30 protein-coding genes are annotated in these 26,279 nt (G+C 73.0%); 14 read left to right on the top strand and 16 right to left on the bottom strand.

Going from position 1 to position 26,279, the window contains the following annotated elements; genetic code table 11:
• Positions 1 to 37: 37 nt before the first annotated feature.
• The 3 genes from M2302_RS20565 to M2302_RS20555 all read right to left on the bottom strand — a co-directional run bounded on the left by M2302_RS20565 (position 38) and on the right by M2302_RS20555 (position 2,926).
• Complete coding sequence (locus M2302_RS20565; RefSeq protein WP_280839470.1) at positions 38 to 2,092, bottom strand: glycogen debranching N-terminal domain-containing protein; 2,055 nt, start codon at positions 2,090 to 2,092, stop codon at positions 38 to 40.
• On the bottom strand, positions 2,089 to 2,469 hold the full coding sequence (locus tag M2302_RS20560; protein WP_280839469.1) for an SCP2 sterol-binding domain-containing protein: 381 nt from the start codon (positions 2,467 to 2,469) through the stop codon (positions 2,089 to 2,091). The genes M2302_RS20565 and M2302_RS20560 overlap by 4 nt, the downstream gene beginning before the upstream one ends.
• Before the next feature lie 82 nt (positions 2,470 to 2,551).
• Complete coding sequence (locus M2302_RS20555) at positions 2,552 to 2,926, bottom strand: DsrE family protein (RefSeq protein ID WP_280839468.1); 375 nt, start codon at positions 2,924 to 2,926, stop codon at positions 2,552 to 2,554.
• Positions 2,927 to 2,938: 12 nt separating this feature from the next.
• Here M2302_RS20555 and mtfM point away from each other — a divergent pair, with 12 nt between their 5' ends.
• Together mtfM and M2302_RS20545 are read left to right on the top strand one after the other, a co-directional pair.
• Positions 2,939 to 3,043 (top strand): small membrane protein MtfM, encoded by a 105-nt coding sequence (gene mtfM, locus M2302_RS20550; protein ID WP_267897534.1) that lies wholly within the window; start codon positions 2,939 to 2,941, stop codon positions 3,041 to 3,043.
• Positions 3,044 to 3,046: 3 nt separating this feature from the next.
• Complete coding sequence (locus M2302_RS20545; RefSeq protein WP_280839467.1) at positions 3,047 to 3,649, top strand: FABP family protein; 603 nt, start codon at positions 3,047 to 3,049, stop codon at positions 3,647 to 3,649.
• 69 nt (positions 3,650 to 3,718) lie between these two features.
• On the opposite strand, the gene M2302_RS20540 is transcribed toward M2302_RS20545, so the two are convergent.
• Entirely contained in the window at positions 3,719 to 4,567 is an 849-nt protein-coding gene (locus tag M2302_RS20540) for an aminotransferase class IV (RefSeq protein WP_280839466.1), read from the bottom strand.
• A 54-nt stretch (positions 4,568 to 4,621) separates the two neighbouring features.
• On the bottom strand, positions 4,622 to 5,071 hold the full coding sequence (locus M2302_RS20535) for a hypothetical protein (RefSeq protein WP_280839465.1): 450 nt from the start codon (positions 5,069 to 5,071) through the stop codon (positions 4,622 to 4,624).
• Positions 5,072 to 5,196: 125 nt separating this feature from the next.
• Here M2302_RS20535 and M2302_RS20530 point away from each other — a divergent pair, with 125 nt between their 5' ends.
• The 5 genes from M2302_RS20530 to M2302_RS20510 all read left to right on the top strand — a co-directional run bounded on the left by M2302_RS20530 (position 5,197) and on the right by M2302_RS20510 (position 9,408).
• Positions 5,197 to 5,856: a TetR family transcriptional regulator gene (locus tag M2302_RS20530; protein ID WP_280839464.1), complete on the top strand. Its 660-nt coding sequence runs from the start codon at positions 5,197 to 5,199 to the stop codon at positions 5,854 to 5,856.
• A 31-nt stretch (positions 5,857 to 5,887) separates the two neighbouring features.
• Positions 5,888 to 6,292: a Fur family transcriptional regulator gene (locus tag M2302_RS20525; RefSeq protein ID WP_088960086.1), complete on the top strand. Its 405-nt coding sequence runs from the start codon at positions 5,888 to 5,890 to the stop codon at positions 6,290 to 6,292.
• Complete coding sequence (locus M2302_RS20520; protein ID WP_280839463.1) at positions 6,289 to 7,401, top strand: folate-binding protein; 1,113 nt, start codon at positions 6,289 to 6,291, stop codon at positions 7,399 to 7,401. The genes M2302_RS20525 and M2302_RS20520 overlap by 4 nt, the downstream gene beginning before the upstream one ends.
• Before the next feature lie 125 nt (positions 7,402 to 7,526).
• The gene (locus tag M2302_RS20515) at positions 7,527 to 8,354 is read left to right on the top strand and encodes a 3-keto-5-aminohexanoate cleavage protein (RefSeq protein WP_280839462.1); all 828 of its coding nucleotides are present in this window, start codon (positions 7,527 to 7,529) and stop codon (positions 8,352 to 8,354) included.
• A 94-nt stretch (positions 8,355 to 8,448) separates the two neighbouring features.
• On the top strand, positions 8,449 to 9,408 hold the full coding sequence (locus tag M2302_RS20510; protein WP_280839461.1) for an asparaginase: 960 nt from the start codon (positions 8,449 to 8,451) through the stop codon (positions 9,406 to 9,408).
• A gap of 401 nt (positions 9,409 to 9,809) precedes the next feature.
• Here the strand turns inward: M2302_RS20510 and M2302_RS20505 are convergent, their stop codons facing one another.
• Positions 9,810 to 10,601 (bottom strand): alpha/beta hydrolase, encoded by a 792-nt coding sequence (locus M2302_RS20505; RefSeq protein ID WP_280839487.1) that lies wholly within the window; start codon positions 10,599 to 10,601, stop codon positions 9,810 to 9,812.
• 117 nt (positions 10,602 to 10,718) lie between these two features.
• Here M2302_RS20505 and M2302_RS20500 point away from each other — a divergent pair, with 117 nt between their 5' ends.
• From M2302_RS20500 to M2302_RS20480, 5 genes are all read left to right on the top strand, one after another.
• Positions 10,719 to 11,303 (top strand): helix-turn-helix transcriptional regulator, encoded by a 585-nt coding sequence (locus M2302_RS20500; protein ID WP_210773658.1) that lies wholly within the window; start codon positions 10,719 to 10,721, stop codon positions 11,301 to 11,303.
• On the top strand, positions 11,300 to 11,968 hold the full coding sequence (locus tag M2302_RS20495; RefSeq protein WP_280839460.1) for a hypothetical protein: 669 nt from the start codon (positions 11,300 to 11,302) through the stop codon (positions 11,966 to 11,968). Before M2302_RS20500 ends, M2302_RS20495 begins: the two co-directional genes overlap by 4 nt.
• 73 nt (positions 11,969 to 12,041) lie before the next feature.
• Positions 12,042 to 12,356: a DUF2516 family protein gene (locus tag M2302_RS20490; RefSeq protein WP_210773656.1), complete on the top strand. Its 315-nt coding sequence runs from the start codon at positions 12,042 to 12,044 to the stop codon at positions 12,354 to 12,356.
• Positions 12,353 to 13,240 carry an alpha/beta hydrolase gene (locus tag M2302_RS20485; protein ID WP_280839459.1) on the top strand — a complete coding sequence of 296 codons (888 nt, stop codon included), beginning with the start codon at positions 12,353 to 12,355 and terminating at the stop codon, positions 13,238 to 13,240. Before M2302_RS20490 ends, M2302_RS20485 begins: the two co-directional genes overlap by 4 nt.
• Before the next feature lie 11 nt (positions 13,241 to 13,251).
• A complete protein-coding gene (locus M2302_RS20480; RefSeq protein ID WP_280839458.1) occupies positions 13,252 to 13,986 on the top strand; it encodes an alanyl-tRNA editing protein in 735 nt (244 codons plus the stop codon).
• Between the two features lie 49 nt (positions 13,987 to 14,035).
• On the opposite strand, the gene M2302_RS20475 is transcribed toward M2302_RS20480, so the two are convergent.
• The gene (locus M2302_RS20475; protein WP_280839457.1) at positions 14,036 to 15,007 is read right to left on the bottom strand and encodes a GNAT family N-acetyltransferase; all 972 of its coding nucleotides are present in this window, start codon (positions 15,005 to 15,007) and stop codon (positions 14,036 to 14,038) included.
• A gap of 101 nt (positions 15,008 to 15,108) precedes the next feature.
• Entirely contained in the window at positions 15,109 to 15,786 is a 678-nt protein-coding gene (locus M2302_RS20470) for a nucleotidyltransferase domain-containing protein (RefSeq protein WP_280839486.1), read from the bottom strand.
• Between the two features lie 77 nt (positions 15,787 to 15,863).
• Here M2302_RS20470 and M2302_RS20465 point away from each other — a divergent pair, with 77 nt between their 5' ends.
• On the top strand, positions 15,864 to 16,781 hold the full coding sequence (locus M2302_RS20465; RefSeq protein WP_280839456.1) for an SDR family oxidoreductase: 918 nt from the start codon (positions 15,864 to 15,866) through the stop codon (positions 16,779 to 16,781).
• On the opposite strand, the gene M2302_RS20460 is transcribed toward M2302_RS20465, so the two are convergent.
• Entirely contained in the window at positions 16,765 to 17,772 is a 1,008-nt protein-coding gene (locus M2302_RS20460) for a YafY family protein (protein ID WP_280839455.1), read from the bottom strand. The two genes, M2302_RS20465 and M2302_RS20460, sit on opposite strands and share 17 nt — an antisense overlap.
• Positions 17,773 to 17,826: 54 nt before the next feature.
• Here M2302_RS20460 and M2302_RS20455 point away from each other — a divergent pair, with 54 nt between their 5' ends.
• On the top strand, positions 17,827 to 18,618 hold the full coding sequence (locus M2302_RS20455; protein WP_280839454.1) for an EI24 domain-containing protein: 792 nt from the start codon (positions 17,827 to 17,829) through the stop codon (positions 18,616 to 18,618).
• 33 nt (positions 18,619 to 18,651) lie between these two features.
• Here M2302_RS20455 and M2302_RS20450 read toward each other — a convergent pair whose 3' ends face one another.
• From M2302_RS20450 to M2302_RS20420, 7 genes are all read right to left on the bottom strand, one after another.
• Entirely contained in the window at positions 18,652 to 19,557 is a 906-nt protein-coding gene (locus M2302_RS20450) for a GNAT family N-acetyltransferase (protein WP_280839453.1), read from the bottom strand.
• A 64-nt stretch (positions 19,558 to 19,621) separates the two neighbouring features.
• Entirely contained in the window at positions 19,622 to 20,629 is a 1,008-nt protein-coding gene (locus M2302_RS20445) for a LacI family DNA-binding transcriptional regulator (protein ID WP_280839452.1), read from the bottom strand.
• Positions 20,630 to 20,648: 19 nt separating this feature from the next.
• Positions 20,649 to 22,040, bottom strand: coding sequence for a GH1 family beta-glucosidase (locus M2302_RS20440; protein WP_280839451.1), 1,392 nt, complete (start codon positions 22,038 to 22,040; stop codon positions 20,649 to 20,651).
• A complete protein-coding gene (locus M2302_RS20435) occupies positions 22,037 to 22,870 on the bottom strand; it encodes a carbohydrate ABC transporter permease (protein WP_154941642.1) in 834 nt (277 codons plus the stop codon). Before M2302_RS20435 ends, M2302_RS20440 begins: the two co-directional genes overlap by 4 nt.
• A complete protein-coding gene (locus M2302_RS20430; protein ID WP_280839450.1) occupies positions 22,867 to 23,856 on the bottom strand; it encodes a sugar ABC transporter permease in 990 nt (329 codons plus the stop codon). Before M2302_RS20430 ends, M2302_RS20435 begins: the two co-directional genes overlap by 4 nt.
• Positions 23,857 to 23,927: 71 nt before the next feature.
• Complete coding sequence (locus tag M2302_RS20425) at positions 23,928 to 25,235, bottom strand: ABC transporter substrate-binding protein (RefSeq protein WP_280839449.1); 1,308 nt, start codon at positions 25,233 to 25,235, stop codon at positions 23,928 to 23,930.
• 271 nt (positions 25,236 to 25,506) lie between these two features.
• Positions 25,507 to 26,265 carry a maleylpyruvate isomerase family mycothiol-dependent enzyme gene (locus M2302_RS20420; RefSeq protein ID WP_280839448.1) on the bottom strand — a complete coding sequence of 253 codons (759 nt, stop codon included), beginning with the start codon at positions 26,263 to 26,265 and terminating at the stop codon, positions 25,507 to 25,509.
• Positions 26,266 to 26,279: the final 14 nt, after the last annotated feature.

The following is a 26,279-nucleotide window of genomic DNA, read 5'->3' as shown; positions in this document are numbered from 1 at the left end:
CGGTCAGCGCTGCTGTTGAACCTCGACGCCGGCGCGGTCAGCGGTCGTGCCGGCTGTCGTGCGGGGTGCGGCTGCGGCCGAGGGCGTCCACCAGGCCCCACCGGCCGGGGATGTCCAGCAGTTCCACCCGGCCCATGCCCTCCGGCACCGCCGGGTCGATGATCAGGTGGTCGCCCTGGGGTTCCAGCCCGAGCATCACCCGCAGCAGCAGCAGGGGCGTCCCGGCCGACCAGGCCTGCGGACTGCACGCCGTGGGGTACTGCACCGGGTACTCGGTGAGGTTGCGGTCGTAGCCGGCGAACGCCTCCGGGAGCCGTCCGTTGAAGTACCGGGAGGCGCTGAGCATGCTCTCGCAGATGCGTCCGGCCTCCTCGCGGAAGCCGTACCGGGCGAGGCCCCAGGCGATGAAGGCGTTGTCGAACGGCCAGACCGTCCCGACGTGGTAGCCGACCGGGTTGTACCGCCCCTGGTCGGCGGCGAGCGTGCGTACCCCCCAGCCGGAGAAGAGCAGGGGGTCGAGCAGGAGGCGGGCGATCCGCTCGGCCCGGGACTCGTCCACGATGCCGCTCCACAGCAGGTGCCCGATGTTGGAGGAGAGCGCGTCCACGTGCCGCCCCTCCGGGTCGAGGGCGAGCGCGAAGTACTCGCGCTCGGGGATCCAGAAGTCCCGGTTGAAGCGTTCCTTGAGGGCGGCGGCCTCGCGTTCCAGCCGCTCGGCGTAGGCGGGGTCGTTCCAGAACTGCCGGGCCATCCGGGCGCCGCGCAGCTTCGCGTCGTACGCGTACCCCTGGAGTTCGCAGGTGGCCCGGGGGAAGTCCGGCAGCCGGCCGTCGGAGTAGGAGATCGCGTCCCACGAGTCCTTCCAGCACTGGTTCTGCAGGCCGGTGTCCGGGTTTCGGGTGCGGTACCAGAGGTAGCCCGTGCCGAGCAGGTCGCCGTAGCTGTCGATCCAGGCCAGCGCCGCCCGGGCCGGGAACTCCAGCTGCCGCACCAGGTTGGCGTCACCGGTCCACCGCTCGTACTCGTCGAGCAGGATCACGAAGAGCGGGGTGGAGTCGGCGGAGCCGTAGTAGGGCGAGTGCGGCTGCTCCTCGAAGCCGGCCGTCTCGCCGTAGCGCAGCTCGTGCAGGATCTTGCCCGGCTCCTCGTCGCGGAAGTCGTCCAGGCGGTGACCCTGCAACCCGGCCAGCATCATGATGGTCGGCGGGATCAGCTCGGGCAGGAACGGCAGCACCTGGAGCGAGGTGAGGATGCTGTCCCGGCCGAAGATGGTCATGAACCAGGGCAGGCCCGCCGCGAGCAGGCGTACGCGGAGGGTGATCGATTCGTAGCGCAGCGCGGAGAGGTCGGTGAGGCTCTGCCGGTACGCCGTGGCCAGCGGCTCGCAGTCGCAGCCCAGTTTGGGCGCGCTGTCGACCAGCTCCTGCTGCTCCGCCAGGATGGCGGCGGGGCTGCGGCTGCCGCTCAGCGGGGTGGTCGCGCGGAAGTCCTCCCCGCGGGCGCCGTAGATCAACGCCGACACGTGCAGCCGGGTACTCCACTCGGCGTGCGGGCCGACGAGGATCATCCAGGTCATCCCGCCCTGGTCCACCTCGGCGGGGGCGGTGCTGGTGATCACGGTCTCCCGGTGGAACGCCTCCCGCCGGTAGGTCAACCGCAGTTCGTTCTCGGCGACGGTGGCGGTGGTCCGGCCCACCTTGCTCCGCTTGTGTTTGATCTCGAAGAGGTCGGCGAAGTCGGAACCCATCTCCAGCCGGAGGTTGAACCGCATCTCCCGCTCGGAGTGGTTGAGCACGGTGAGTTCCTCGCCGAGGCTGCCGCCGATGGCCCGCCTGCGGATCACCGACACCTTGGCGTCGAGGTAGTGCGTCGGCTCGCCGGGGACCAGGAAGTACCGGGTCCGGTAGGACTGCGAGTCGTCGATCGACAGGGCGTGCAGCCGCTCCCCGTCGAGGGTCAGCAGCCAGGTGGAGAGGAAGCGGGTGTCGAACGAGAAGAGCCCGGTGGGAAAGTCGTACGACGGCTCGATGTCACCGCGGCGGTCGCAGACGACGAAGGTGTTGCCGTCGAGGATGCTGACCGGCTCCCTCATCCCGACCATCCGACCTGCTCGCGGGCGGTGTCCCGGGGATCCCGGGCACCGGGCGGGTCGGGGAGGAACCGGCGGAAGGCGAGAAAGAGCGCGGAGTTGCCCCCGAAGGTGCACTCATTGCGCAGGACCGCGGATACGGCCTCGGCCCGGCCGGTGACCAGCCGCTCGAAGAGGTCCGCGCTGCTGGTCCAGATGGCGTCCGCGGGGCCGCGGGCCCGGGTGACGATGACTTCGCCGGGGCTCATCTGGACCAGCCAGTGGTCGGTGCGGTTGTCGGTGGTGAGGTTGATCTGGATGGTCCCGGCGAACGGGGTGCGCAGCACCGCCGGGGCGCGCGCCGGCAGCGATGCGAAGAACTCCTCTATCGCCTCGTCCACAACCGAATGGTAGGCAGCGGACTGGCAAGGCGGGACAGTATCGGCAGTCCGCGCAGATCGGACATAAGCGTTCGGGGGCAGGTCAGTAGACCAGCGCCTGGGCCCCCTCGGCCATCGCCTCCTCGACGAAGACGGCCGCGCCCGCGATGCGGACCCCGGGCAGCACGTCGCCGGGGCCGATGTCCCGGCGGGCGGCGCACTGGGTGCAGGCGGTGATTCGACCGGTGGTGAGGATGACGTGCAGCAGCTCCCCCAGCGGCGCGGAGTGCGGCAGCTCGAACTGCTCCGCCCGACCGGGGAGGGCGAACCAGGTCGACTCGCCGGTCAGCCAGAGCGACACCTCCACTCCGGCTGCGGCGGCGGTGGCGGCGACCGTGAAGGCCTGGGCGCACCGCTCCGGCGCGTCCGCGCCGGCGGTGGCCTTGACGACGAGAGTGCGGGCCATGACGCCCAGCATAGGATGACCATGATGGTTACCGAGATCGGGTTCGTCAGCCTGCTGGTCGCGGGCCTCGGCGCGCTCGCCGGTGGCCTGGTCTACCTTGCCGTACGCATTTCGAGAGGACGTTGGTAATCGGTGAGCGCGAACCCGTCGGACGAGAACCCGCTGCAGCCGCCGTGGCTGAACGCTCCGCCGGTCGAGGAGTACCCGTACGAGGAGAGCCACGACCTGCGGGTCGGCCCGAAGCTGCACCCGGCCCTCGACGGCCTGCTGCCGTACGTCGGGGTGTGGCGGGGGCGCGGCCGGGGCGGCTTCCCCACCATCGAGGACTTCGACTTCGCCCAGGAGGTCCGGATCAGCCACGACGGCCGCCCGTTCCTGCTCTACGAGTCGCGGGCCTGGATCCTCGACGAGCAGAGCCGGCCGGTGCGGCCCGCCGGGCGTGAGGTCGGCTGGTGGCGTCCGGTGCTCAGCGGCGACCGGGCCACCGACGAGCTGGAGGCGCTGATGACGAGCCCCACCGGGATCATGGAGCTCTACATCGGCAAGCGCACCGGCACCCAGATCGAGTTCGCCACCGACGCGGTCGTGCGGACCTCCACCGCCAAGAGGGTCACCGCCGGCGCCCGGCTCTTCGGCATCGTCGAGGGCGCGCTGCTCTACGCCCAGGAGATGGCCGGCATGGGCCAACCCCTCTCGCCGCACCTCTCCGCCCGCCTCATCCGGGTGGCCGGCTGACCCACCGCCGGCATGCCCACCCCGGATCCGCGGTGATCGACAGCTCCGCGTCCCCGGACCCGGACGGGGTCAGGGGACGGAATGGGCCAGGAGGGCCTGGAGGGCCGGGGTGTGCGGGGAGCGGGGGAGGCGCGTGGCGTCGAGGCTGCGGAACTCCGCCAGGCCGCGCACCGACGAGGTGAACCAGATGCCGTCGGCCTCGACCAGCCGCTGCGGCGTAACCATCCGCTCGGCGGCGGTGAAGCCCAGCTCCCCGGCGTGGGCGAGCAGCCAGGCGCAGGTGGCGCCGGGGAGGATGCCGGTCGCGGCGGCCGGGACGGTGCACAGCGTCCCGGCCTCCAGCCACACCACGTTCGCGCTCGGCCCCTCCAGCACGTACCCGTCCGTGGAGATCCAGAGCACGTCGTCCACGCCGTTGCGGGCGGCCCAGCGCCGGGCGGCGCTGCTCACCCCGTACGAGGTGGACTTGACGCCGGTGGGGAGCCAGCCCAGCTCCGGCCGGGCCGCCGCGGCCACGCCGAGGGGCAGGGTGGCCACGCCGACACCGTCCCGTCGGGCCCGTCGGGCGGACGGCGGGACCTCGCCCAGGGTGGCGTAGACGGTCGGCGGGCCGCCGCCCTCCGGGCCCCGGGTGCAGACCAGCCGGAGCGCGCCCTCCACCTCCGCCGGCCAGCCGGCGGCCACGCTCTCCAGCAGCTCGACCAGGGCGTCCTCGGCGGGCAGCGCCAGCCCCACGGCGGCGGCGCCGGCCCGCAGCCGGGCCAGGTGCGCCGCGCGCAGCCAGGGCCGCCCGCCCCGCAGGTGCATGGTCTCGAAGAGGCCGTCGCCGTGCAGCACGCCGAGGTCGTCGCCGCGCAGCACCGGCTCCCCACCGGGTACGACGCCCCGGCCGAGCACGGCGACCCTGGTTGCCTCCATGACCGTCGAGCCTAGACAGTGGCCGGGGCGCCCGGGCGCGCCCGCCTGCCCGGGTCAACCCCGCGCGGCGGCCAGTTCGGCGTTGGCCCGCTCGGTGACCAGGGTCAGCACGCGGGCGGTGACGGCCAGGTCGGCGGCGGGGATGTCCGCGTACACCCGGCCGGCGATGCCGGCGCTGATCTCGGCGATCCGGCTCTGCCGGGCCCGGCCGGCCTCGGTCAGGTCTACCCGGGCTTCGTCGACCGGCAGCACCCGCACCAGCCCGGCCTCGGCCAACTCGGCGATCGTCGCCAGCACCGCCGCCGCGTCGATCTTCAAGGTGCTGGTCATCCGGTCCACCAGCCGGGAGCGGTCGAGCGTCCCGCCGGCGTTGGCGACGGCGTTGAGGGCCAGGGCCTGCGGGAAGGACGTGCCGGTCGGGGCCAGCTCGCCTTCGAGGACCGCGCGGGTGGCGTAGTGGGCCAGGCCGACGACCTGGCCGTTGAGGGTGGGAGTGGTCGACATCGGTCGCTCCTTTGTTCGCTCCATGCTTTCGATACTCAGAGCATATTGAGACTCAGTCTCATTTGGCAACAGGTTTCTAAGGGTGTCAAGTCTCTTCCCGGTCGGGATGCGGCTAGATTGCCGCCATGACCGCCGACTCCTCGACGTCCGACCGGGCCCTGCCGCTGCGGGAGCGCAAGAAGCTGCGGACCCGGCGCGCGCTCGCCGACGCCGCGCTGCGCATGTTCACCGAGCGGGGCTTCGATGCCACCACGGTGGAGGAGCTGGTCGACGCGGTGGAGGTGTCCCGGAGCAGCTTCTTCCGGATCTTCCCGGCCAAGGAGGCCGCCGCCATCGAGGCGGAGGCGGAGCTCTGGTCGGCCTACCTGGCCGCCCTGGACCGGCGCGCCCTGTCCGGCCTCGTGCTCACCGAGCTGAGTGACCTGCTGGGCGAGGTGGTCACCGGGCTCGGGGCCGACTGGGCGGACCGCTACGTCGCCACCCGGCGGCTCGTGCTGACCTCGCCCGCCCTGCTGGCCTACGCCGCCCACTACCGCGCCGAGGTCGAGCAGCGGATCACCGAACGGCTGGCCGGCAAGCTCGCGCTGCCGCCCGGGGACCTCCGGCCGCAGGTCCTCGCCGAGGTCACCACCACCGCCTGGCGCCTGGCCGCCCGGGCCTGGGTGCACGGCGGCGGTCAGGGCGGGTTGCCGACCCTCGTCGAGCGGGTCGCGCGCGCGTTCCGGGCCATTCCCGCGAGCCTGGAGCTTTCCGCGCCGGAACGACCCGCCGCCGCCGAACTATGATCGGACGGTGTCCGAATCCTCGCTCGCGGAAATGCTCCGCTCCCGTGGGCTGCGGCTGACGGCGCAGCGGCAGCTGGTGCTCCAGGCCGTGCTGGACCTGGGGCACGCCACGCCGGAGCAGGTGCACACGGCGGTGCGCGAGGTCGCCGCGGGCGTCAACATCACCACCATCTACCGCACCCTGGAGCTGCTGGAGCGGCTTGGGCTGGTGACCCACACCCACCTGTCGCACGGGTCGCCGACCTACCACGCGGCGGGTGAGCACCAGCACGTCCACCTGGTCTGCCGCGAGTGCGGGGCGATCGACGAGATGGATCCCGAGCTGCTCCGTCCCCTCGCCGACCAGCTCGTGGCCGAGCGTGGGTTCCGGGTCGACATCGGGCACGTGGCGCTCTTCGGCGTCTGCGGCCACTGCGAGGACGGGGAACCGAAATGATCGACATCGCGGGAGCGGTGGCCGTCGAGGCGATCGACGAGGCCAGTCGCGACCAGCCGGAGCCGGCGCACCGCGCCGCCGGGGTGCGGGGCGTCGCCGCGCACTACGGCGACCCGATGCGCGAGCAGCGCACCCTGGCCACCGGGGTCGGCCTGGTCGACCGGTCGCACCGCGGAGTGGTCGCGGTGCCCGGCGAGGAGCGGATCGGCTGGCTGCACACGCTGACCAGCCAGCACCTCAACGCGCTGAAGCCCTGGCAGGGCACCGAGCTGCTGGTGCTCAGCCCGCACGGGCACGTGGAGCAGCACGCGATGGTCGCCGAGGACGGCGAGACCACCTGGCTCGACACCGAGCCGGGCGCCACCGAGGGGCTGCTGTCGTACCTGGAGAAGATGCGGTTCTTCAGCCGGGTCGAGCCGCGCGACGCCACCGCCGACCACGCGTTGCTCTCGCTGGTCGGTCCGGAGGCGGTCGCGGCCGTCGCGGCGCTCGGCGTCACCGGGCTGGCCGACCCCGACGTGGTCGGGGTGCCGGGTCCGAAGTTCCGGTCCGACGAGCTGCCGTCCCGGCCCACCGTCGTGTACGACGTGCGGCCGCTGCCCGTCGGCGGCTGGGCCCGCCGGGGCCCGCTCGGCGTGGACCTGCTGGTGCCCCGGCCCGCCATGGACCAGGTCGTGGCCGAGCTGCGCGGCAACGGGGTGCCGGTGGCCGGGCTGTGGGCGTACGAGGCGGTGCGGGCGGCCGCCCGGCTGCCCCGGGTCGGGGTGGACACCGACCACCGGACCATTCCCGCCGAGGTGGGTCTGATCGCCCCGGCGGTGCACCTGAACAAGGGCTGCTACCGGGGGCAGGAGACGGTGGCCCGGGTGCACAACCTGGGCAAGCCGCCGCGCCGGCTCGTACTGCTGCACCTGGACGGGGTGACCACCGACCAGCCGCCGGCCGCCGGCACGCCGGTGATCCTGGACGGCCGGGCGGTGGGCTTCGTCGGCACTGCCGTGCACCACTACGAGCTGGGGCAGGTCGCCCTCGCCGTGGTCAAGCGCAACGTCGGCGACGACGCCCGCCTGCTGGTGGGGGAGACCGCCGCGGCGATCGACCGGGAGTAAGGGTGCCGGGCCCGCGCCCACGTTGCAGGAAGTCTTCCTTCCTGCCGGGCGCGGTCCCGACATTCTTCCGTCGTTCCCGGCTCCGGCCGTCGACCGGAGCAGGCCGGGGCGGCTAGGATCCCGGCATGAGCACAGGGACGTTGATCACGGTTGCCCCCACCGGCGCGGAGTCGGCCAAGGCGGAGGTGCCGGCGCTGCCGGTGACCCTCGACGAGCTGCTGCTGACCGCCAAGGAGTGCGAGGCGCTCGGCGCCGCCGTGATCCACGTCCACATCCGCGACGACGAGGCGCGGCCGACCCTGGACCAGGGCCGGCTGCGGGACACCGTGGCGGCGCTGCGGGAGAGCACCGACCTGATCGTGCAGCTCTCCTCCGGCGGCGCGGTGACCGACCCGGAGTCCGCCCGGCTCGCCGTGCTCGACGCCGGGCCGGAAATGGCCTCCTGCACCATGGGCACGCTCAACTTCGGCGACGACGTCTTCCTCAACCGGTGGGAGTTCATCGTCGACCTGCACACCCGGATGCAGGAGCGCGGCATCGTCCCCGAGTACGAGATCTTCGACCTGGGCCACCTCACCGCCCTGCAGCGGCTGCTCGGCAAGTACGGGCTGCCGCACGGCGGCCACGTGCACGTCGACTTCGTGATGGGCGTGCCGGGCGGCATGCCGGGCACCACCCAGGCGCTGGTCGCCGCCCACCAGGCGCTGCGTGACCTGCCGGCGGGCACCACCTTCTCGGCCACCGGCATCGGGCGCAGCACGATCCCGGTGCTGCTCGCCTCGCTCTCGGCCGGCGGCCACCTGCGGGTCGGCATGGAGGACACGGTCACCTACGCCAAGGGCCAGCCGGTCGAGTCCAACATGCAGTTGGTCGCCCGGGCGGTCGGGTTCGCCCAGCTCGCCCAGCGTCCGCCGCTGACCACCGCCGAGGCCCGCACGCTGCTCGGCCTGTAAGGCCGGCCCCGCCGCCCACCCCTGTACGGCCGCCGCCGACGTCCCTGGTCACCCGGCTGCCGAGCCCTGCCGGGGCGTCGGTACCGTCCACTTCGTGGGAAAGACGTACGAGGGCGGCGTGCCGCTCGTCGAGGTGGTCCGGTCCGGCTTCGTGGAGGGCGTGCACCGCGGCTCGGTGGTGGTGCTCGACGCCGGTGGCCTACCGGTGGCCGGGGCGGGGGATGTCACCTCGCCGATCTTCCCGCGCTCGGCGAGCAAGCCGATGCAGGCGATCGGGATGCTGCGCGCCGGCCTACCGCTGACCGACCCGGCCGACGTGGCGCTGGTCTCCGCCAGCCACGCCGGCGAGGAGTTCCACCTGGCCCGGGTGGCGGCGCTGCTGGCCCGGGCCGGGCTGGACGGCTCCGCGCTGCACTGCCCGCCCGACCTGCCCGTCGGCGAGGCGGCCCGGGAGGCGGTGCTGCGCGCCGGCGGCGGGCCGACCCGGGTGCAGATGAACTGCTCCGGCAAGCACAGCGGGATGCTGCTGACCTGCGTGGCGGCCGGCTGGCCGCTGGACGGCTACTGGCGGCCGGAGCACCCCCTGCAGCAGCGGCTGACCGCCACCATCGAGGAGTTCACCGGCGAGGAGGTGGCGGCCGTCGGGGTGGACGGCTGTGGCGCGCCGGTGCTCGCCGTCTCGCTGACCGGGCTGGCCGGGGCGTACCTGCGGCTGGTCTCCGCCGAGCCGGGGTCGGTGGAGCGGACCGTGTCCGACGCGATGCGGGCGTACCCGGAGCTGGTCGGCGGGACCGGGGCCGAGGACACCCGGCTGATGCGGGGCGTACCCGGGGCGTTGGCCAAGGTGGGCGCGGAGGGCGTGATCGCCGCGGCCGTGCCCGGCGTGGGCGCGGTCGCCCTCAAGATCGACGACGGCGCCGGTCGGGCTCGGATGCCGGTGCTGGTCTCCGCGCTGCGCCGGCTCGGCGTCGACGCCCCGGTGCTGACCGAGTACGCCGAGCTGCCGCTGCTCGGCGGCGGCCTGCCGGTCGGGGTCGTGCGGGCCGCCTGGTGACGCCCGGTCCGCATCGCGCCGCCTGACGCCGGCGCGTCGCAGCCGGTGGCGCCGTGCGCGGGCGGCCGGCGGCACCGCGACGCCTCGTGGTGCGGGCGGCTGGCGGCACCGCGACGTCTCGTGGTGCGGGCGGCTGCGGTCCACTACAGAGCGTGAGTCCCGTCCGGCAGCAGACTTCCGTGAGCCTGATGCCTGTGAGGCATAAATATGCCTGACAGGCATCACGCTCATGGGCCACACATCCTGCCGAGCGCGACACCCCCGGCGCGGTGTGGGTGCGTTTCCTGTCGTCGGGGTGCCAAGAAACGCAACCGAGTGGGCCGGACGGTAGGACGCCCCGCTTCACCGGCCCGCCGAAGGGCCGGCACCGCGACGCCTGTGCGGGGGCCGGCCCGGCGCGGTCAGCGCAGGAAGTCGCGCAGGGCGGCGTCGACCGCCTCCGGGCGCTCCAGCGGCAGCAGGTGGGCGGCGTCCGGCACGTCGGGCAGGCGCACCGCGCCGGGCACCTCGGCCGCGATCCGGTCGGCGAGCCGGGAGATGTCCGGGACGTCGGCCGCGCCGGCGGTGACCAGCACCGGCAGCCGCAGCTCACCGAGGCGCTCGATCGCCGGCGGGTCGAGGTCGTCGACCTCCACCGCGCTGAGCGCCTGCTCGGCGGCGAGCGCCCGCTGGTCCATCTCCTCGGCGAAGGCGACCAGGCCCGGGTCGACGTCCTCGGGGCGGCGGCCGGGGCCGACCACCCAGAACCGCACCTCGCCGGCTGCGCTCGCCGCGAAGTCCTCCGGGTCCACCTCGCCGACCAGCGTCTCCCAGAGCTGCTCGGCCTCCTCGGACCACTGGTTGCCAGCGACGGCCGAGCCGAAGAGCGCGAGGGCGGAGACCCGCTGCGGGTGCGCCAGCGCGGTGTCGATCGCCACCGCCCCGCCGAACGAGCAGCCGACCAGGGCGGCCCGGTCGATGCCCAGCGCGTCCAGCACCGCGACCACGTCGTCGTGGTGGGCGAAGGACGCCGGCGGCAGCTCGGAGTCGCCGTAGCCGCGCAGGTCGAGTGCGATCACCCGGTGCCGTTCGGCGAGAGCGGGCGCCAGGTGCCGCCACATCCGCCGGTCCGCGATACCGGCGTGCAGCAGGAGCACGGGGCTGCCGCTGCCCAGGTCGTCGTAGGCGAGCCGGGCACCGTTGATGTCGATCATCGTCACGCGTGCAAGCTACGCAGCGGACACCGGGTCCGCAACCGCCCATTGTTACCTTGCTAACTCTGGCTAGCGCTTTGCTTGCTGTAGTTAGCACCGCGGACTACCGTTGGGCCCATGGCCGCACCCAAGGATCTACCCGACGTCGGCGGATTCATCCGTGACCTGCGCCGGAACGCCAAGATCTCGCTGCGCCAGCTCGCCGAGCAGGCCGGGGTGAGCAACCCGTACCTGAGTCAGATCGAGCGCGGGCTGCGCAAGCCGAGCGCCGAGGTGCTCCAGCAGCTCGCCAGCGCGCTGCGGGTTTCCACCCCGGCGATGTACCTGCGCGCCGGGCTGCTCGACGACAAGGAGGGTCAGGGGGTGCTCGCGGCGATCGCCGTCGACCCCGACCTGACGATGGCGCAGAAGCAGTCGCTCACCCAGATCTACGAGACCTTCCGCCGGGAGAACGTCCGGCTCGCCGAGGCGACCGCCGCGGCCGGCCCGGAGACCACCCCGGCGGCGGAACCCAGCGCACCGGCCGAGCCGACCGGGGCGGCCGCCACCGTCACGCCGGCCGCGACCGGCCCCACCACCGGAGACGGCACCCCGACCGAGGCCGTCCTCGAATCGGTCGCCGTCACCGAGGCGGGCCCCGCGCCCGCCCCCGTCACCCCCGACAGCAAGGCCGCGGGAGCGGCCGAGGAGGAGAAGTCATGACCCAGCCGAAGACCAACCGCATCCCGGCTCCGCTCTACGCCGCCGCCGGCGCCGGCGAGCTGGCGTACCAGCAGCTCCGCAAGCTCCCGACCGTGGTGAGCGAGCTGGGCACCAAGGTCGTCGCCGACGGCACCAAGGTGGTCACCGAGATCGGCGGCAAGGCCGTCGTCACCGGCTTCGAGCTGCGCCAGAAGGCCAGCGAGACCTTCAAGACCGCCAACCTGACCGCGACCGGCCTGCGCGAGAAGGCCGTCCCGGCCGACCTCGACCTGGACAAGCTGCGCGAGGCCGCCACCCGCAACGCCGCCGTGCTGCTGGTCGGCGCGCAGGCCGCCCAGGAGCGCGCGCTGGCCGTGTACGGCGCGCTGATCGCCCGCGGCGAGCGCGTCGTCGGTGCCGGCGTGCTGGAGGCCGCCGACACCGTCAACGCCGACATCGAGGCGACCGACGCCACCCTCCCGGCCGAGGTGAAGGACGAGGTCGCGACCGCCGCCACCGCCGCACCGGCCGAGGCGGAGATCCCCACCCCGGCCGAGGTGGCCGAGGTCGTCGAGGCCAAGCCGGCCACCGCGAAGACCACCCGGGCGCGGGCCGCCAAGCCGGCCGCCACCCCGTCGGCGAAGCTGCCGAAGGCCACCAAGCGGACCCGCCCGGCCGCCCAGTAACCGTCGCAAACCGCTACGACCCCGGAAGCGTCCTGTGGGACGTTTCCGGGGTCGTCGGCATATGCTGGCCGGCATGGCCATCGCCGCGCCGATCTTCGTGTTCGAAGTCCGCTATGTGATCGAGCTGATCCTGCTCGTCTTCGCCCTGGCCGTCCAGGGCATCGCCCTGGTACACGCGATCACCCAGCGCGCCGACGCGTTCCCGGCGATCGGCACCCTGCCCAAGGGCGGCTGGATCGCCATCCTGGCGGTCTGTCTGGTGCTCACCCTGCTCGGCTTCGGCGCGCTCAGCATCTTCGGGCTGATCGGCATCGCGGCGGGCCTGATCTACCTGCTCGACGTCCGGGTCGGGCTGCGCGACCTGCACGACGGCAAAGGGTTCTGGTGAGAGGTTTCCGCTGGCCCCCGCCGCCCGACGGCGGACCCCGCACCTGGGGGCCCGGCCCGGGCGCGCCGCGTACCGGCCGACCGGCGCTGCCCGAGCCGGAGACCGAGCTGGTCACCACGCCGCACGGCGTACGGCTGGAGCGGCTGGTCACCGGCGCCGGTGACCCGGCCACCGTCTTCGCGCACGGGCTCGGCAACGGCATCGCCACCACCCGCCCGTTCGGCAGCGCGGTCACCGGCCGCAAGATCTTCTTCCAGTTCCGCGGGCACGGGCGTTCGGACGCGCCGCCCGGCCCGTGGAGCTACCTGGACCTCGCCCGTGACCTGCGGGCCGTCGCCGACCTCGGTGGGGCCACCCGCGCGTTCGGGGCCAGCCTCGGGGCCGGGGCGCTCTGCCGGCTGCTGCTGGAAAGCCCCGACCGCTTCGAGAAGCTGGTCTTCTTCCTGCCAGCGGTGCTCGACAAACCGCGCGGCCCGGTCGCCCGGCAACGGCTGACCGACCTGCTGGACGCGGTGGCCGACGGTGACGCCTCGGCCGTTGCCGACGTGGTCTCGCTCGAGGTGCCGGCGGCGGTGCGCAACACCCCGGCGGGCTGGGCGTACCTGCGGCAGCGGCTCGACCAGCTGCTGCGCGACGGGCTCGCTCCCGGGCTGGCCGACCTGCCGGAGCAGGCCCCGCTGCGGGACGTCTCCGCACTCGCCGCGGTGACCGCCCCGGCGCTGGTGATCGGCTGTGCCGGCGACGACCTGCACCCGGCGCACGTCGCCGAGGAGCTGGCCGCGGCGCTGCCGCACGCCACTCTGCACGTCTACGACCGCCCGGGTTTCGCCTGGACCGAACGCGCCGACCTGCGGGAGCGGATCTCGACGTTCCTCAACGGGTAGCGTCTGCTGTCATGGGCGTCACACACCACGGCCGTACCCACCGTCTCGATCTCGCCGACCCCACCCTGCGGGAGTGGGATTGCACGGTGCTCGCCGCCGACGAGCAGGGCGTCGTGCTGGACCGGTCGGCGTTCTACCCGGGCGGCGGCGGCCAGCCGCCGGACCACGGCGTGCTGCTCTGGCAGGGCGTGCAGACCCGGATCGTCGGCACCCGCAAGGGCGACGACCTCTACCTGATCCCCGCCGAGGGCGACCCGGTGCCGCCGTTCGGCACCACGGTCACCGGCGCGGTGGCGGACGAGCGGCGGACCCGCCTGATGCGCACCCACTCCGGCCTGCACGTGCTCTGCGGCGTCGTGTTCCGCGACTTCGGCGCGCTGGTCACCGGCGGCAACATGGAGCCGGGGGAGGCCAGGATGGACTTCAACCTGCCCGAGGTGCCGCCGGACTTCAAGACCCGGATCGAGGAGCTGGTCAACGCCGAGGTGGCCGCCGACCGGTCGGTCGCCGTGCGGGTGCTGCCCCGGGCCGAGGCGCTGGCCCTGCCGGACATCATCCGTACCCAGTCCAACCTGATCCCGCCGGACGAGCAGGAGGTCCGGATCGTCGACATCGTCGGGCTGGACGTGCAGGCCGACGGTGGCACCCACGTCGCCTCGACCGCCCAGATCGGCAAGGTGCAGGTGGTCAAGGTGGAGAGCAAGGGCCGCGCCAACCGCCGGGTCCGGGTCCGACTGGCGGACTGAGCGGGTGGTGTGTCCCCGGCACCGGTGGACCGGTGCCGGGGACGACGGCTCAGACGAGGTCCACGCGTTCCCGCTCGATCGGGTAGCCCGCCCGGGCGAAGACGGCGGCCATCGGGTGGTTGGTCTGGTCCGTGGCGGCCACGATCTCCGTCGCGCCGCCCTCGACCAGCAGGTGCGTCCCCTCGACCAGCAGGTCGTACGCGTAGCCGTGGCCGCGCTGCTCGGGGACCACGCCGACGAAGCCGATGATCGGATCGGCGTGGTTGCGGGCCGGCACGATGATGCCCACCAGCTCACCGCTCGCGGTCCAGGCCAGTCGCCACCAGTCACGCGGGCTCGGCAGCCAGAGCAGCAGGTCCAGTTCCTCCCGGGCCGCCGCGTCCGGCCCCGAGGTGGCGGCGGTGTGGCGGGTGTGGGCGTCCAGGCTGCCCTCGCCGACGCGGCGGAGGACATCGAGGATCACGGCGTCGTCCGGTTCGGGGCGGAACGTGAGCCGACCCGGCCGGTCGGGCAGTCCACACCCGGTGGTCCAGCGGTACCGGTACCGCTCGACCAGCACCGACATGCCGGCGGCCGTGGCGGCGTCGATCCGCGCCTGCGCCTGCGCCCGGACGGCGGGATCGTCGCGCCAGCCGGGTGGCAGGGCGAGCGAGTACTCCGCCCGCAGCGGTGCGGTCCGGAGCAGCTCCACCGCCGCGTCGGGGTCGGTGAAGTCGAACCAGTCGAGCGCCAGCGGCTGGTCGTCGTCCGGCCCACCCCACCAGGCGGCGCGGGCCACGACGACGTCGTCGCGCAGGGCGACCCAGGTCCATTCGGGGCGGTACTGGCCGGCTTCGGCCATGTCGAGGTAGCGCTCGCCGAACGCGGCGCGGCCGACGAGAGCGGGGTCGGGCAGGGAGTCGAAGAGTTTTTCCTCGCCCGCGGTGATCGGGCGGATGACCAGGTCGGTCATGGGATCCTTCCGGGTGGTGACGTGCTCCCGGTTCAGGACCTCGGCGTCCTCGCCGTCGGGTGGGAGCACAGGACAGTCGTGGTGGACATCGCGCTCACCTCCCTTTCGCTGATCGAGGACGCGGGCGGCAGATTAGCACCGGGGCCGGCGCCCGGCCGAGCGGTTTTCGCTCAGCCGGCCGGCGGCAGGTGGGCGGCGCGCACGTCGAGCAGCCAACCCTCCACCGTCGCCTCGTCCGGCCGCTCCGGCAGCGGCGTACGGCTGGTGTCGAAGTCCCGCTGCGCCGCGGCGACCAGCGCCTCCGCCTCGTCCAACGCGCCGCCGGCCACCCGCTCGCCGAAGGCCCGGAACCACTCCGGGTCGGCCAGCCGAATCTCCAGCACGCCGGTCGCGTAGAGCACCCGGCCCTGGTGCAGCAACCGGGCCAGGTGCCGGGCGTGCTTCGCCGAGCGCCGCCGCCCGCCCAGGGACGAGTCGCGGGTGGTGAGCTTGCGGAACTGCTGCGTGGCGTACCCGAGGTAGGCGTCGCGGACCCGGGGTGCGCTGAGGAACGCCGACCGGATCGCGATCAGCCGCTCACCGAACTCCGTCCGGGTCTCGTAGCAGTCGTCCGGCAGCCACATCAGCTCGGTGGCGGTCGGGTTGCCGCTCAGCGCGAGCTTCGCGTACTTGCCGGCCTCGTGCAGGGTGACGTCCGGGTCGGTGGTGACCACGGACTCCTTCGGCGGGTGCAGGCCGTGGAACGCGACGGTGGGCGCGGCGAACACGCCGATCCGGTCGACGTCCGAGCCCGGCCCGGCCAGCCCGTACGCGACCGACCCGACGATTCCGGAGAGCAGCAGGTGCATGCCGGCGAGCATGACGCACGACACCCGATCGCGAAACCGGACTTCGGGTGTCAGGTTTTCCTGTCAGGGTCGGACGCATGACGACGAAACCGCTGACAGGGAAGATCGCGCTGGTCGCCGGGGCGACGCGGGGCGCCGGCCGGCAGATCGCCATCCAGCTCGGCGCGGCCGGGGCGACCGTCTACGCCACCGGCCGCAGCAGCCGGGCCGGCCGCTCCGAGATGGACCGCCCGGAGACCATCGAGGAGACCGCTGAGCTGGTCACCGCGGCCGGCGGCACCGGCATCGCCGCCCGGGTCGACCACCTCGTCCCCGACGAGGTCCGCGAGCTGGTCGCCCGGATCGACGCGGAGCAGGGCCGGCTGGACGTGCTGGTCAACGACATCTGGGGCGGCGACCCGCTGATCACCTGGGAGAAGCCGGTCTGGGAACAGCCCCTGGACGCCGGCTTCCGTACCCTGCGCCTGGCGATCGACACGCACATCATCACCAGCCACTTCGCGCTGCCCCTGCTGATCCGCCGTCCAGGCGGGCTGGTGGTGGAGATCGGGGACGGCACCCGGTCGTACAACGACGAGAACTACCGGCTCTCGGTCTTCTACGACCTGGCCAAGGTGTCGGTGAACCGGCTCGCGTTCAGCTGGGGGCACGAGCTGAAGCCGCACGGTGGCACGGCCGTCGCGCTGACTCCCGGTTGGATCCGGTCCGAGGCCATGCTGGAGCACTACGAGGTGACCGAGGAGAACTGGCGCGACGGCGCGGCGAAGGACCCGCACTTCCTCATCTCGGAGACCCCGGCCTTCGTCGGACGCGCGGTCGCGGCGCTCGCCGCCGACGAGGGGAAGGCCCGTTGGAACCAGGCCTCCGTCTCGGCCGGCGAGCTGTCCCAGGTGTACGGATTCACCGACGTCGACGGCAGCCGGCCGGACGCCTTCCGCTACATCGCCGAGGTGGTCGACGCCGGGAAGCCCGCCGACGTCACGGGCTACCGCTGACGGGTGGGGAGGTAGAGCCGGTGGGGAGGTAGCGGGCGGCGGACCGCCTCGCGGCGTCCGCCAGCCGTTCCCTCAGCTCCGGCGGGTCCAGTACCTCCACCTCCGGGCCCAGCCCCAGCATCTGGGAGTACGCCACCTCGACGGACTCGACGGGCAGCCGGGTCACCACCCACCCCTGCTCGTCGGGTTCGCCGGCGGCGGCGAGCGCCTCGGCGTACACGAAGGGGGCGTCGGCGAGGTGCCGGAGCCGGCGCAGGCCGGCGGGGCTCAGGCGGATCGTCACCTCGGCCCGGAGCATGCTTCGCAGGAACGCCTCGGCCTGCTCCCGCCAGTACGCGGCCAGGTCGAAGTTGTCGTCCCGGTCGAAGCTCTCCCCACCCACCTCGACGCCCCTCACCCGGTCCACCCGGTACGTCCGGTACCGGTCGCCGACGCGGCCGACCATGTACCAGATCCCGCTCTTGAGGACCAGCCCGTAGGGGCGCAGCTCCCGCGTGACCTCCCGGTCGCCGCGCCGGTAGCGCAGCTCGACCACCCGGTCCCGCCAGACCGCCCGGGCCAGGTCGGCCAGCCACGGTGGCGGCGCGGACTCCCGGAACCAGCCCGGCACGTCCAGGTGGAACCGCTGCCCGGCGCGGGCGGGGGCGTCCCGCAGGCTCGGCGGCAGCGCGGCGAGCACCTTCAGCTCGGCGGCCGCCACCGCGTCCGCCAGCCCCATCTCACCGGCCGGGCCGGGCAGCCCGGAGAGGAAGAGCGCCTCCGCCTCGTCCCGGGTCAGGCCGGTCAGCCGGGTCCGGTAGCCGCCGAGGAGGCGGTACCCGCCGGCCCGGCCCCGGTCGGCGTAGACCGGCACCCCGGCGGCGGAGAGCGCCAGCACGTCCCGGTAGACCGTCCGCTCGGACACCTCCAGCTCGCGGGCCAGTTCGGCGGCGGTCATCGTCTCGCGGGACTGCAACAGCAGCACCAGGGAGATCAACCGGGACGCGCGCACCCGACCATCCTGCCCGGCCCCGGGGCGTGCCGGTGAGCACTAGGCTCTCCGCTCGTGAACGCACCCAGTATCGCCGCGCCGGTCACCGGCGCCGTCGGTCGGTTCCTCTCCGGCGTCGGGCTGCTCCTGCGCGGCCTCGGCCTCTACGTCCGCAGCCCCGGGCTGATGCTGCTCGGCATCGTGCCGGCGCTGATCTCCGGTGCGGTCTTCCTGTCCGCCTTCGCCGCCCTGGTGTACTTCGTGGACGACCTGGCCGCGCTGGTCACCCCGTTCGCCGACGACTGGTCGACCACCGCGCGCAGCCTGGTCCGGGTGATTGCCGGGCTGGCCTTCCTCGGGCTGGGCGGGCTGCTGGCGGTGGTCAGCTTCACCGCGGTCACCCTGGTCATCGGTGACCCGTTCTACGAGAAGATCTCCGAGCGGGTGGAGGAGCGCCTCGGTGGCACCCCGGGCGGGGTGGAGGTGCCGTTCTGGGCCTCGCTGCGGCGCAGCATCGTCGACTCGCTGCGACTGGTCGGGCTGTCGGTGCTGTTCGGCATCCCGCTCTTCGCCGCCGGGTTCATCCCGGTGGTCGGCCAGACGGTGGTGCCGGTGATCGGGGCGGCGGTGGGTGGCTGGCTGCTCGCCGTCGAGCTGGTGGGGGCGCCGTTCTCCCGGCGCGGCCTGCGGCTGCCCGACCGCCGGTCGATCCTGAAGGCGGACCGGCCCACCACGCTCGGCTTCGGCGTGGCGGTCTTCCTCTGCTTCCTGATCCCGCTCGGCGCGGTGCTGGTCATGCCGGCCGCCGTCGCCGGGGCCACCCTGCTGACCCGCCGGTCGCTCGGTCAGTCCGTCGTGGAGAGCTGACATGGAGATCACCCTCGTCGAGGGCTGACCGGTTCAGGTCAGCTCGCGCAGGCAGGACCACTGGGACGCCACCGGCCGGTAGCCGAGCCGCGCGTTGATCGCGAGCATCGGCGCGTTCGCCTCGTCGTTCGAGGTGTACGCGACGCGTACCCCGCCGCCGGCGGCCCGGTGCAGGGCGGCCTGCTTGGCCAGTCGGGCCAGCCCACGGCCCCGGTACGGCGGCAGGGTGGCGGTGTAGTCCGACCACATCCGGTCCCCGTCCCGCTTGACCATGCTGAACGCGGCCAGCTCGCCGTCGATCTCGGCCGCCGTACTGGCCTCCCGGTCCAGGCCCACGTTCTGCCACACCTCGTAATGCCAGGTGGCGTAGCTGATCGCGTCGGACGGCACGTCGCCGGGCTCGTCGGCGGCGGCGACGTTGGCCCGGTAGATCCGGCGCGGGTCCAGCCCGGCGATCGGGACCAGCCGTACGCCCTCCGGCGCGACCGGCGCCGGCGGTGCCGGGCGCAGCTCCAGTGCCGAGTAGCGCAGCTCCCGGCCCGGCGTGAAGCCGTGCCGGCGGGCGAACGGCAGCGACTCGGGCAGGGCCCGGGTGAGGACCCGGCGCGCCCCGATGGACCGGAGGTGGTCCAGGGCGGCGGTGAGCAGCCCGGTGCCCACGCCCCGGCCCCGGTGCTCCGGGTGCACGTGCAGGGTGGAGATTTCCCCGAAGTCGGGCACCGAGGTCTGGCTGTTGCGGTACGCGGACGCCCACCCGACCACCCGGCCGTCCTGCTCGGCGACGAAGGGGAGCCAGTCCTCGCCCGGCGGCGGTTGGGCGATCATCTGCCGAGTCGACTCCACCCCCCGGACCAGGTACGGGTGGACGACCGCCCGCAGCGCCACGATCTCCGGGGCGTCCTCGGGGCGGGCGGTGCGGATCAGGTGGCTACGGGTCATCGGGCGGACGCTACCGGCCGGCCCGGTCATGATCGACCGGTTATCCCGGCCGAGGTGGCGGCGCTCAGGCGGACTCGCGCACCACCAGCTCGGTCGGCAGGATCACCGACTCCTCGATCGCCTCGCCCGCCGCGAGCCGCAGCAACTGCCGGGTCATTTCCCGGCCCAGCTCCACGATCTCCCAGCGCACCGTGGTCAGCGGCGGCTCGGTGTAGGCCGCCGTCTCGATGTCGTCGAAACCGATCACCGCGACGTCGTCCGGCACCCGCCGTCCCGCCTCGCGCAGGGTCCGTAGGGCGGCGTGCGCCATCAGGTCGCTGGCGGCGAAGACCGCGTCCAGGTCGGGGTGCGCGGCGAGCAGCTGGTGCATGGCCGCCGCCCCGGACTCCCGGGTGAAGTCGCCGTACGCGACCAGCTCCGCCAGCCCGGCGGCGGTGACCGTCTCCCGGTAGCCGGTGAGCCGCTCGATGCCGGCGATCATGTCCTGCGGGCCGGCGATGCTGGCGATCCGGCGGCGACCGTTCTCGATCAGGTGCCGCACCGCCCGGGCCACCCCGCCGACGTTGTCGACGTCGACGTAGGGCACCCGCGCGCCGTCGAGCGGCCGGCCGGCGCAGACCACCGGGATGCCGAGCCGGGCCAGGGTGCCGGGCAGCGGGTCGGCCCCGTGCAGCGAGGCGAAGAGCACCCCGTCGACGTGCCGGCCGGTGGTGTACCGCTCGACCCGTTCGTGACCGGCCGCCGACCCGGCGAGCATCAGCACCAACTGCTTGTCGGCCGCCTCCAGCTCCTGGGCCGCCCCCCGGATGATGCCCGGGAACACCTGGTCGTCGGAGAAGACCCGGGTGGCCTCCTCGGGCATGACCAGGGCGACCGAGTCGGTCCGCTGGGTGACCAGGCTGCGGGCGGCCAGGTTCGGCACGTACCCCAGCTCGGCCACGGCCCGGCGGACCGCCTCCTGGATCGGCTCGGCCACCGTGGTGGAGCCGTTGACCACCCGGGACACGGTCGCCCGGGACACCCCGGCCCGGCGGGCGACCGCCTCCAGGGTCGGTCGCTGCGCGGTCGTCATCCCCGTCACCACCACCTCGTCACAGCCCGTTCCGGGAGATCACCTCCTGGTACCACCGGGCGCTGGATTTCGGTGTGCGCCGCTGGGTCAGGTAGTCCACGTGGACGATCCCGAACCGCTTCCGATAGCCCTCGGCCCACTCGAAGTTGTCCAGCAACGACCATACGAGATAGCCGCGCAGGTCCACTCCCCGGGCGATGGCCTGGTGCGCCGCCCGCAGGTGCCCGTCGAGGTAGGCGATCCGGTCGGTGTCCATGACCTGACCGAGACCGTCCGGGCCGTCGGCGCCGGGCTTGTCCGGGAAGGCGCCGCCGTTCTCGGTGATCAGCATCGGCAGCCCCGGGTAGTCCCGGGCGATCCGCTCCAGCAGCCGGGTCAGCCCGGTCGCCTCGATCATCCAGCCCATGTCGGTCAGCGGGCCGGTCGGCGGCAGGAACTCCACCACGCCCTCGGTGCCCGGGTACGCACCGCCGCCGCCGGCGGCGTCCGGCCGGCCGGCGACGTAGGTCGGGGCGTAGTAGTTCACCCCGAGCAGGTCGATCGGCGCGGCGATGAGCTTCTCGTCGCCGTCCCGGATGAACGTCGGCTCCACCAGCCGGCCGAGGTGCGCCAGCACGTCGTCCGGGTAGCCGGCGCCGGTCAGCGGGTCGAGGAAGATCCGGTTGTGCAGGCCGTCGACCAGCCGGGCGGCGGCGACGTCGGCGGCGCTGGCCGGGTCGGCGGGCTGCACGTCGGCCGGGTTGAGGGTGATTCCGAGGGTCGGCGCGCCGGCCGCGCGCAGCGCGCGCGCCGCCAGGCCGTGCCCCAGCAGGAGGTGGTGTACGGCGGCGAAGGCCGCCCCCGCGTCCCGCTCGCCCGGCGCGTGCACCCCGTTGCCGTACCCCAGGTACGCCGAGCACCAGGGCTCGTTGAGGGTGGTCCAGGTGCGGACCCGGTCACCGAGCCGGCCGTGCACGGCGACGGCGTAGTCGGCGAGGTGCTCGGCGGTGTCCCGGTTGGTCCAGCCGCCCCGGTCCTGGAGGGCCTGCGGCAGGTCCCAGTGGTAGAGCGTGACGATCGGGTCGACGCCCCGGTCGAGCAGCGCGTCGGTGAGCCGGTCGTAGAAGTCCAGCCCACGGGGGTTGACCGGGCCGGTGCCGTCCGGCTGGATCCGGGGCCAGGCCACCGAGAAGCGGTACGCCCCCAACCCCAGCTCGGCCATCAACGCCACGTCGTCGGCGTACCGGTGGTAGTGGTCGCAGGCGACGTCGCCGGTGTGCCCCTGGAAGACCTTCCCCGGCGTACGGCTGAAGGTGTCCCAGATCGACGGGCCGCGACCGTCGTCGTGGACCGCGCCCTCGATCTGGTACGCCGCGGTGGCGGCGCCCCAGACGAAGCCCTCGGGGAAACGCAGCTCACTCGTCGCGCTCACGCCTTGACCGCACCTTCCATGATGCCGCCGATGATCTGGCGGCCGAACACGATGAACACCAGCAGCAGGGGCAGGGTGGCGATGGCCGTACCGGTGAACACCTGCGACATGTCCTGGTAGTACCCGTCCGACAGGGCCCGCAGCGACAGCTGCACGGTCGGGTTCTCCGGGTCGTTGAGCACCGCGTACGGCCAGAGGAAGTCGTTCCAGGTGGTCATGAAGGTGAGCAGCCCGAGGACGGCGGCGGCGGGACGCAGCGCGGGCAGCACCACATTCCAGTAGATCCGCGCGGTGCTGCACCCGTCGATCCGGGCGGCCTCGATCAGCTCGGTGCTGACCGCCTGGCCGGCGTACTGGCGCATCATGAAGACCCCGAAGCCGGTCACCAGCGCCGGCACGATCACGGCCGGCAGCCGGTCGTTCCAGTTCAGCTTCGTCATCAGCATGTACAGCGGGATGACGCCGAGCTGGGTGGGCACCATCATCGTCGCGATGATGACCATCAGCAGCGCGTTGCGCCCACGGAACCGCAGCTTGGCGAAGGCGAACCCGGCCAGGGTGGAGAAGAAGACCACCGAGACGGTGACCGACACCGCCACGATCGTGGAGTTCACCAGGCCGGTCAGGAAGTACGCGTCGGTGTTGGCGAAGAGCCGGGCGATGTTCGCGCCCAGGTTGCCGCCGGGGGTGACCGGAGGCGGCACCTCGCCCATCGCGTCGCTGGTGCGGCTGGCCACCACGAACATCCAGTAGATCGGGAAGATCGACAGGAGGGCGGTGAGGGTCAGTGCCGCGTAGGTGAGCCGGCCGGCCGACCAGAGTCGGGTCATCGGGATTCCTCCTTGCGCCCGCCGCCGCCGAGCCGGCGCAGGACCAGCACGTTGATGGCCGCGACCACCGCGATCAGCGCGAAGAGCAGCCAGGCGATGGCGGAGCCGTAGCCGAAGTTGTAGTGCGGCGCGAAGGCGTTCTCGAACATGTACATGGTCACCGTCTGCGACTCGCGCAGCGGCCCGCCCCGGATCGCGTTGGTGCCGGAGTTGAAGAGGCGGGGCTCGGTGAAGAGCTGGAGCCCGCCGATGGTGGAGATGATGACCGCGAAGATGATCGTCGGCTTGAGCAGCGGCACGGTGATCGACCAGAACTGCCGGGCCCGGCCGGCACCGTCGATCGAGGCGGACTCGTACAGGTCGCGCGGGATGGCCTGCATCGCGGCCAGGAAGATCAGCGCGTTGTAGCCCGTCCACCGCCAGTCGACCATGGTGGAGATGGCCACCCAGGACGCGAACCGGTTGGACTTCCAGTCGATGGCGTCGATCCCGACGAGGTCGAGCAGCCAGTTGATCATGCCGAACTCGCGGCCGAAGAGCACGCCGAAGACGATCGCCACCGCCGCGGTGGAGGTGACGTTGGGGATCAGCACCGCCATCCGCCAGCCCGTCCGCGCCCGCAGGTGCCGGTTCAGCAGGTTGGCCAGCCACAGCGCGAGGAGCAGCTGCGGGACGGTCGAGATGACGAAGATGCCGAGGGTGTTGACCACCGAGTGCCAGAAGTCGGGGTCGGCCATCAGCTGGGTGTAGTTCTGCGCCCCGATGAACGTGGGGTCGACCCCGAGCAGGTCCCAGTCGTGCAGCGAGACCCAGAGGGTGTAGACCAGCGGGTAGATCCCGAAGACCGCGAAGAGCAGGAAGAACGGGGCGATGTAGAGGTAGGGCGAGTACCGGGTGTCGAACCGGGCGAGCCGGTTGCCCCGGTTCGAGCGGGCGTGGCGCGGCGCCGGTACGACCGGGGGGCGCGCGTCGAGCTGGACGGCCATGCCGTGGACTCCTTCTCCGCCGGGCGGGCGGGACCGGCGACGCCGAACCCCGCCCGCCCGCCTGGCTCGGGCTACTTGGCGGCGGCCTTCTTCGCGTTGTTGACGGCGTCGTTCCAGCCCTGCTCGGGGTTGCGCTGGCCCAGCTCGACGGTGCGCACCGCGTTCTCCACCTCGGTGCGGACGGCCTGGTTCTTCGGGCCCATGTAGACCGGCTTCAGGCTCTTGGCGCCGGTGCCGAAGATCTTGCCGACCGGGGCGGCGGAGAAGTACGCGTTGGTCGAGTCGACGATCGCCGGGTCGTCGAGCGCCTGCGGCGACGACGGCAGCGGGCCCTTGGCCTTGAACGCGCCGATCTGGCCCTTGGCGCTGGTCAGGAACTTGGCCAGCTCGATCGCCTCGGCCTGGTGCTTGCTCTGCTTCGGCACGGCGAGGAACGAGCCACCCCAGTTGCCGCCGTTGCCGGGGACCTGGGCGATGTCCCACTTGCCCTTGGCGGCCGGGCCGGCGTTGCCCTCGATGACGCCGGTCATCCAGGCGGGGCAGGCGATGGTGGCGAACTTCGACTGCTTGAAGGCGGAGACCCACTCCTCCGACCAGGAGCCGTACTTGCCGGAGAGGCCGGAGTCGATGATGTCGACGGTGGTGTCGAAGGCCTGCTTCACGGCCGGGTTGCTGTCGACCACCAGCTTGTCGCTGGTGTCGTAGTAGCTGTAGCCGGAGGTGTTGCCGGCGGTCTGGAGCAGGATCGTGTTGAACGTGTTGGTCGCCGCGTCGAGGAAGGACGCCCCGGTGTTGGCGGCCTTGAACTTCTCGCCGGTGGCGATGTAGTCCTGCCAGGTCGGCCAGAGCTTGGAGACCTGGTCCCGCTCGGTGGGCAGGCCGGCCTTGGCGAAGAGGTCCTTGCGGTAGCACATCGCGATGCCGCCGACGTCGGTGCCGAGGCCGATCAGCTGCTTGCCGTCGGCGGTGAGCCCCTGGCTCCACTTCCAGTCCAGGAAGTTGCCCTTGAGGTCGGCGGCCCCGTGGTCGAGCAGGTTGACGAAGTTCTGCGGGTTGTCCTTGTACTCGACCAGCAGCCCCTCCTCGATGGCCACGACGTCGCCCGCACCCTTGCCGGCGGCGAGCCACTGGGTGAGCTTCGGCGAGTACTCGTCGAGGTTGCTGCCGGTGCCCCGCTCGACGATCTTCACGTCGGGGTGGCTGGCCATGTACTCCTTGTAGAGCTCCTCGTAGCCGAACTGGCCGAAGACGTCGACGTTCAGCGTGATCGGCCCGTCCTTGGCGGAGTCGTCCTCGCCGGCGCAGGCGGCGGTGCCGAGCAGGGCGGTGGTGGCCACCAGGGCCACCGCCGCCAGACGGCGGCGCGAAAAGGTACCCATCTTCCTCGGATTCCTCTCAGGTCAATCGGTGGTGGAGCGGGTGGACCTGCTGGTGAGCGAGTCGCAGCCCGGGTCCTGACGCGATCGTGAGGGGCTGAGAGAGCGCTCTCACGACAGCGTTGCGGCTCACTTGACCGGTGTCAAGAGAGCGCTCTCTCGTCGCGTCCGAGCCGTGACCTGACGACCCCCGGATACGCGAAGAGTGGCCATTCGCGGGGAATGGCCACTCTTTGCGAAAGGCGCGGGTGCGGGACCGGGAGGTCCGGTGCGGTCAGCCGGTGCGCAGGCCGTCCAGGAGGGTGCGGTCGCCGGTGACGCCCAGGGCGTCGTACCCGATCCGACCCCAGAGGGCGAGCAGCAGGTCGCTGGCGGTGCCGGTTACCTGGACCCGGGCGTGGTGGTCCTCGTGGCCGAAGACCGTGGCGGTGTCGAGCAGGGCCACCCCCTCGCCGCGCAGCCGCAGGTACCAGTCCTGCGCGGCGTCGGTCGCGGTCAGCTGCACCACCCCGTGCCACTGGCCCGGCACCGCCCGGCGCCCGGCCGGCAGCCAGGTGTCGAGCACCTCGCTGATCCCGTCCGCCGCGAGCTTGGCCTCGATCGGCTCACCGGCGGCGATGGCGAGCTGGGCGTCCCAGCGGTGCACCGCCGTCTCGTGCGCCATCCGGCGCGGCCAGAAACCGGCCTTCTTCGGCTGCGGCGCCCAGTTCCACGCCGGCGCCTCCGGGTCGAGGGTGTCGAACTGGGTCATCAGCTGGTCGTACCCGCGTTGCCACAGCTGGAGCGGGGTCACCCCGCTGGGCAGCTCCGCGCGGTCCCGGCGGGCCGGCTGAGCGGTCTCGCCGGAGCCGACGAACGAGTGCACCCAGTGGTAGATGCCGGCGAGGTGCAGCGTGAGGTCGGCGACCGTCCAGCCCGGACAGGACAGCACCGGTGTCTCGGGCGGCGCCTCGGCCACCGCGGCGGCGAACGCCGGGCCGTCCACCCGGAGCGCCCCGATCCAGAAGTCCTTCGTGCCGTGCAACCTGCTCATCGCAATCCTCCCGG

Source organism: Micromonospora sp. A200 (assembly GCF_029893845.1).
GTDB classification, from domain to species: domain Bacteria; phylum Actinomycetota; class Actinomycetes; order Mycobacteriales; family Micromonosporaceae; genus Micromonospora; species Micromonospora purpureochromogenes.
This window is presented reverse-complemented; position numbering and strand designations above follow the sequence as displayed.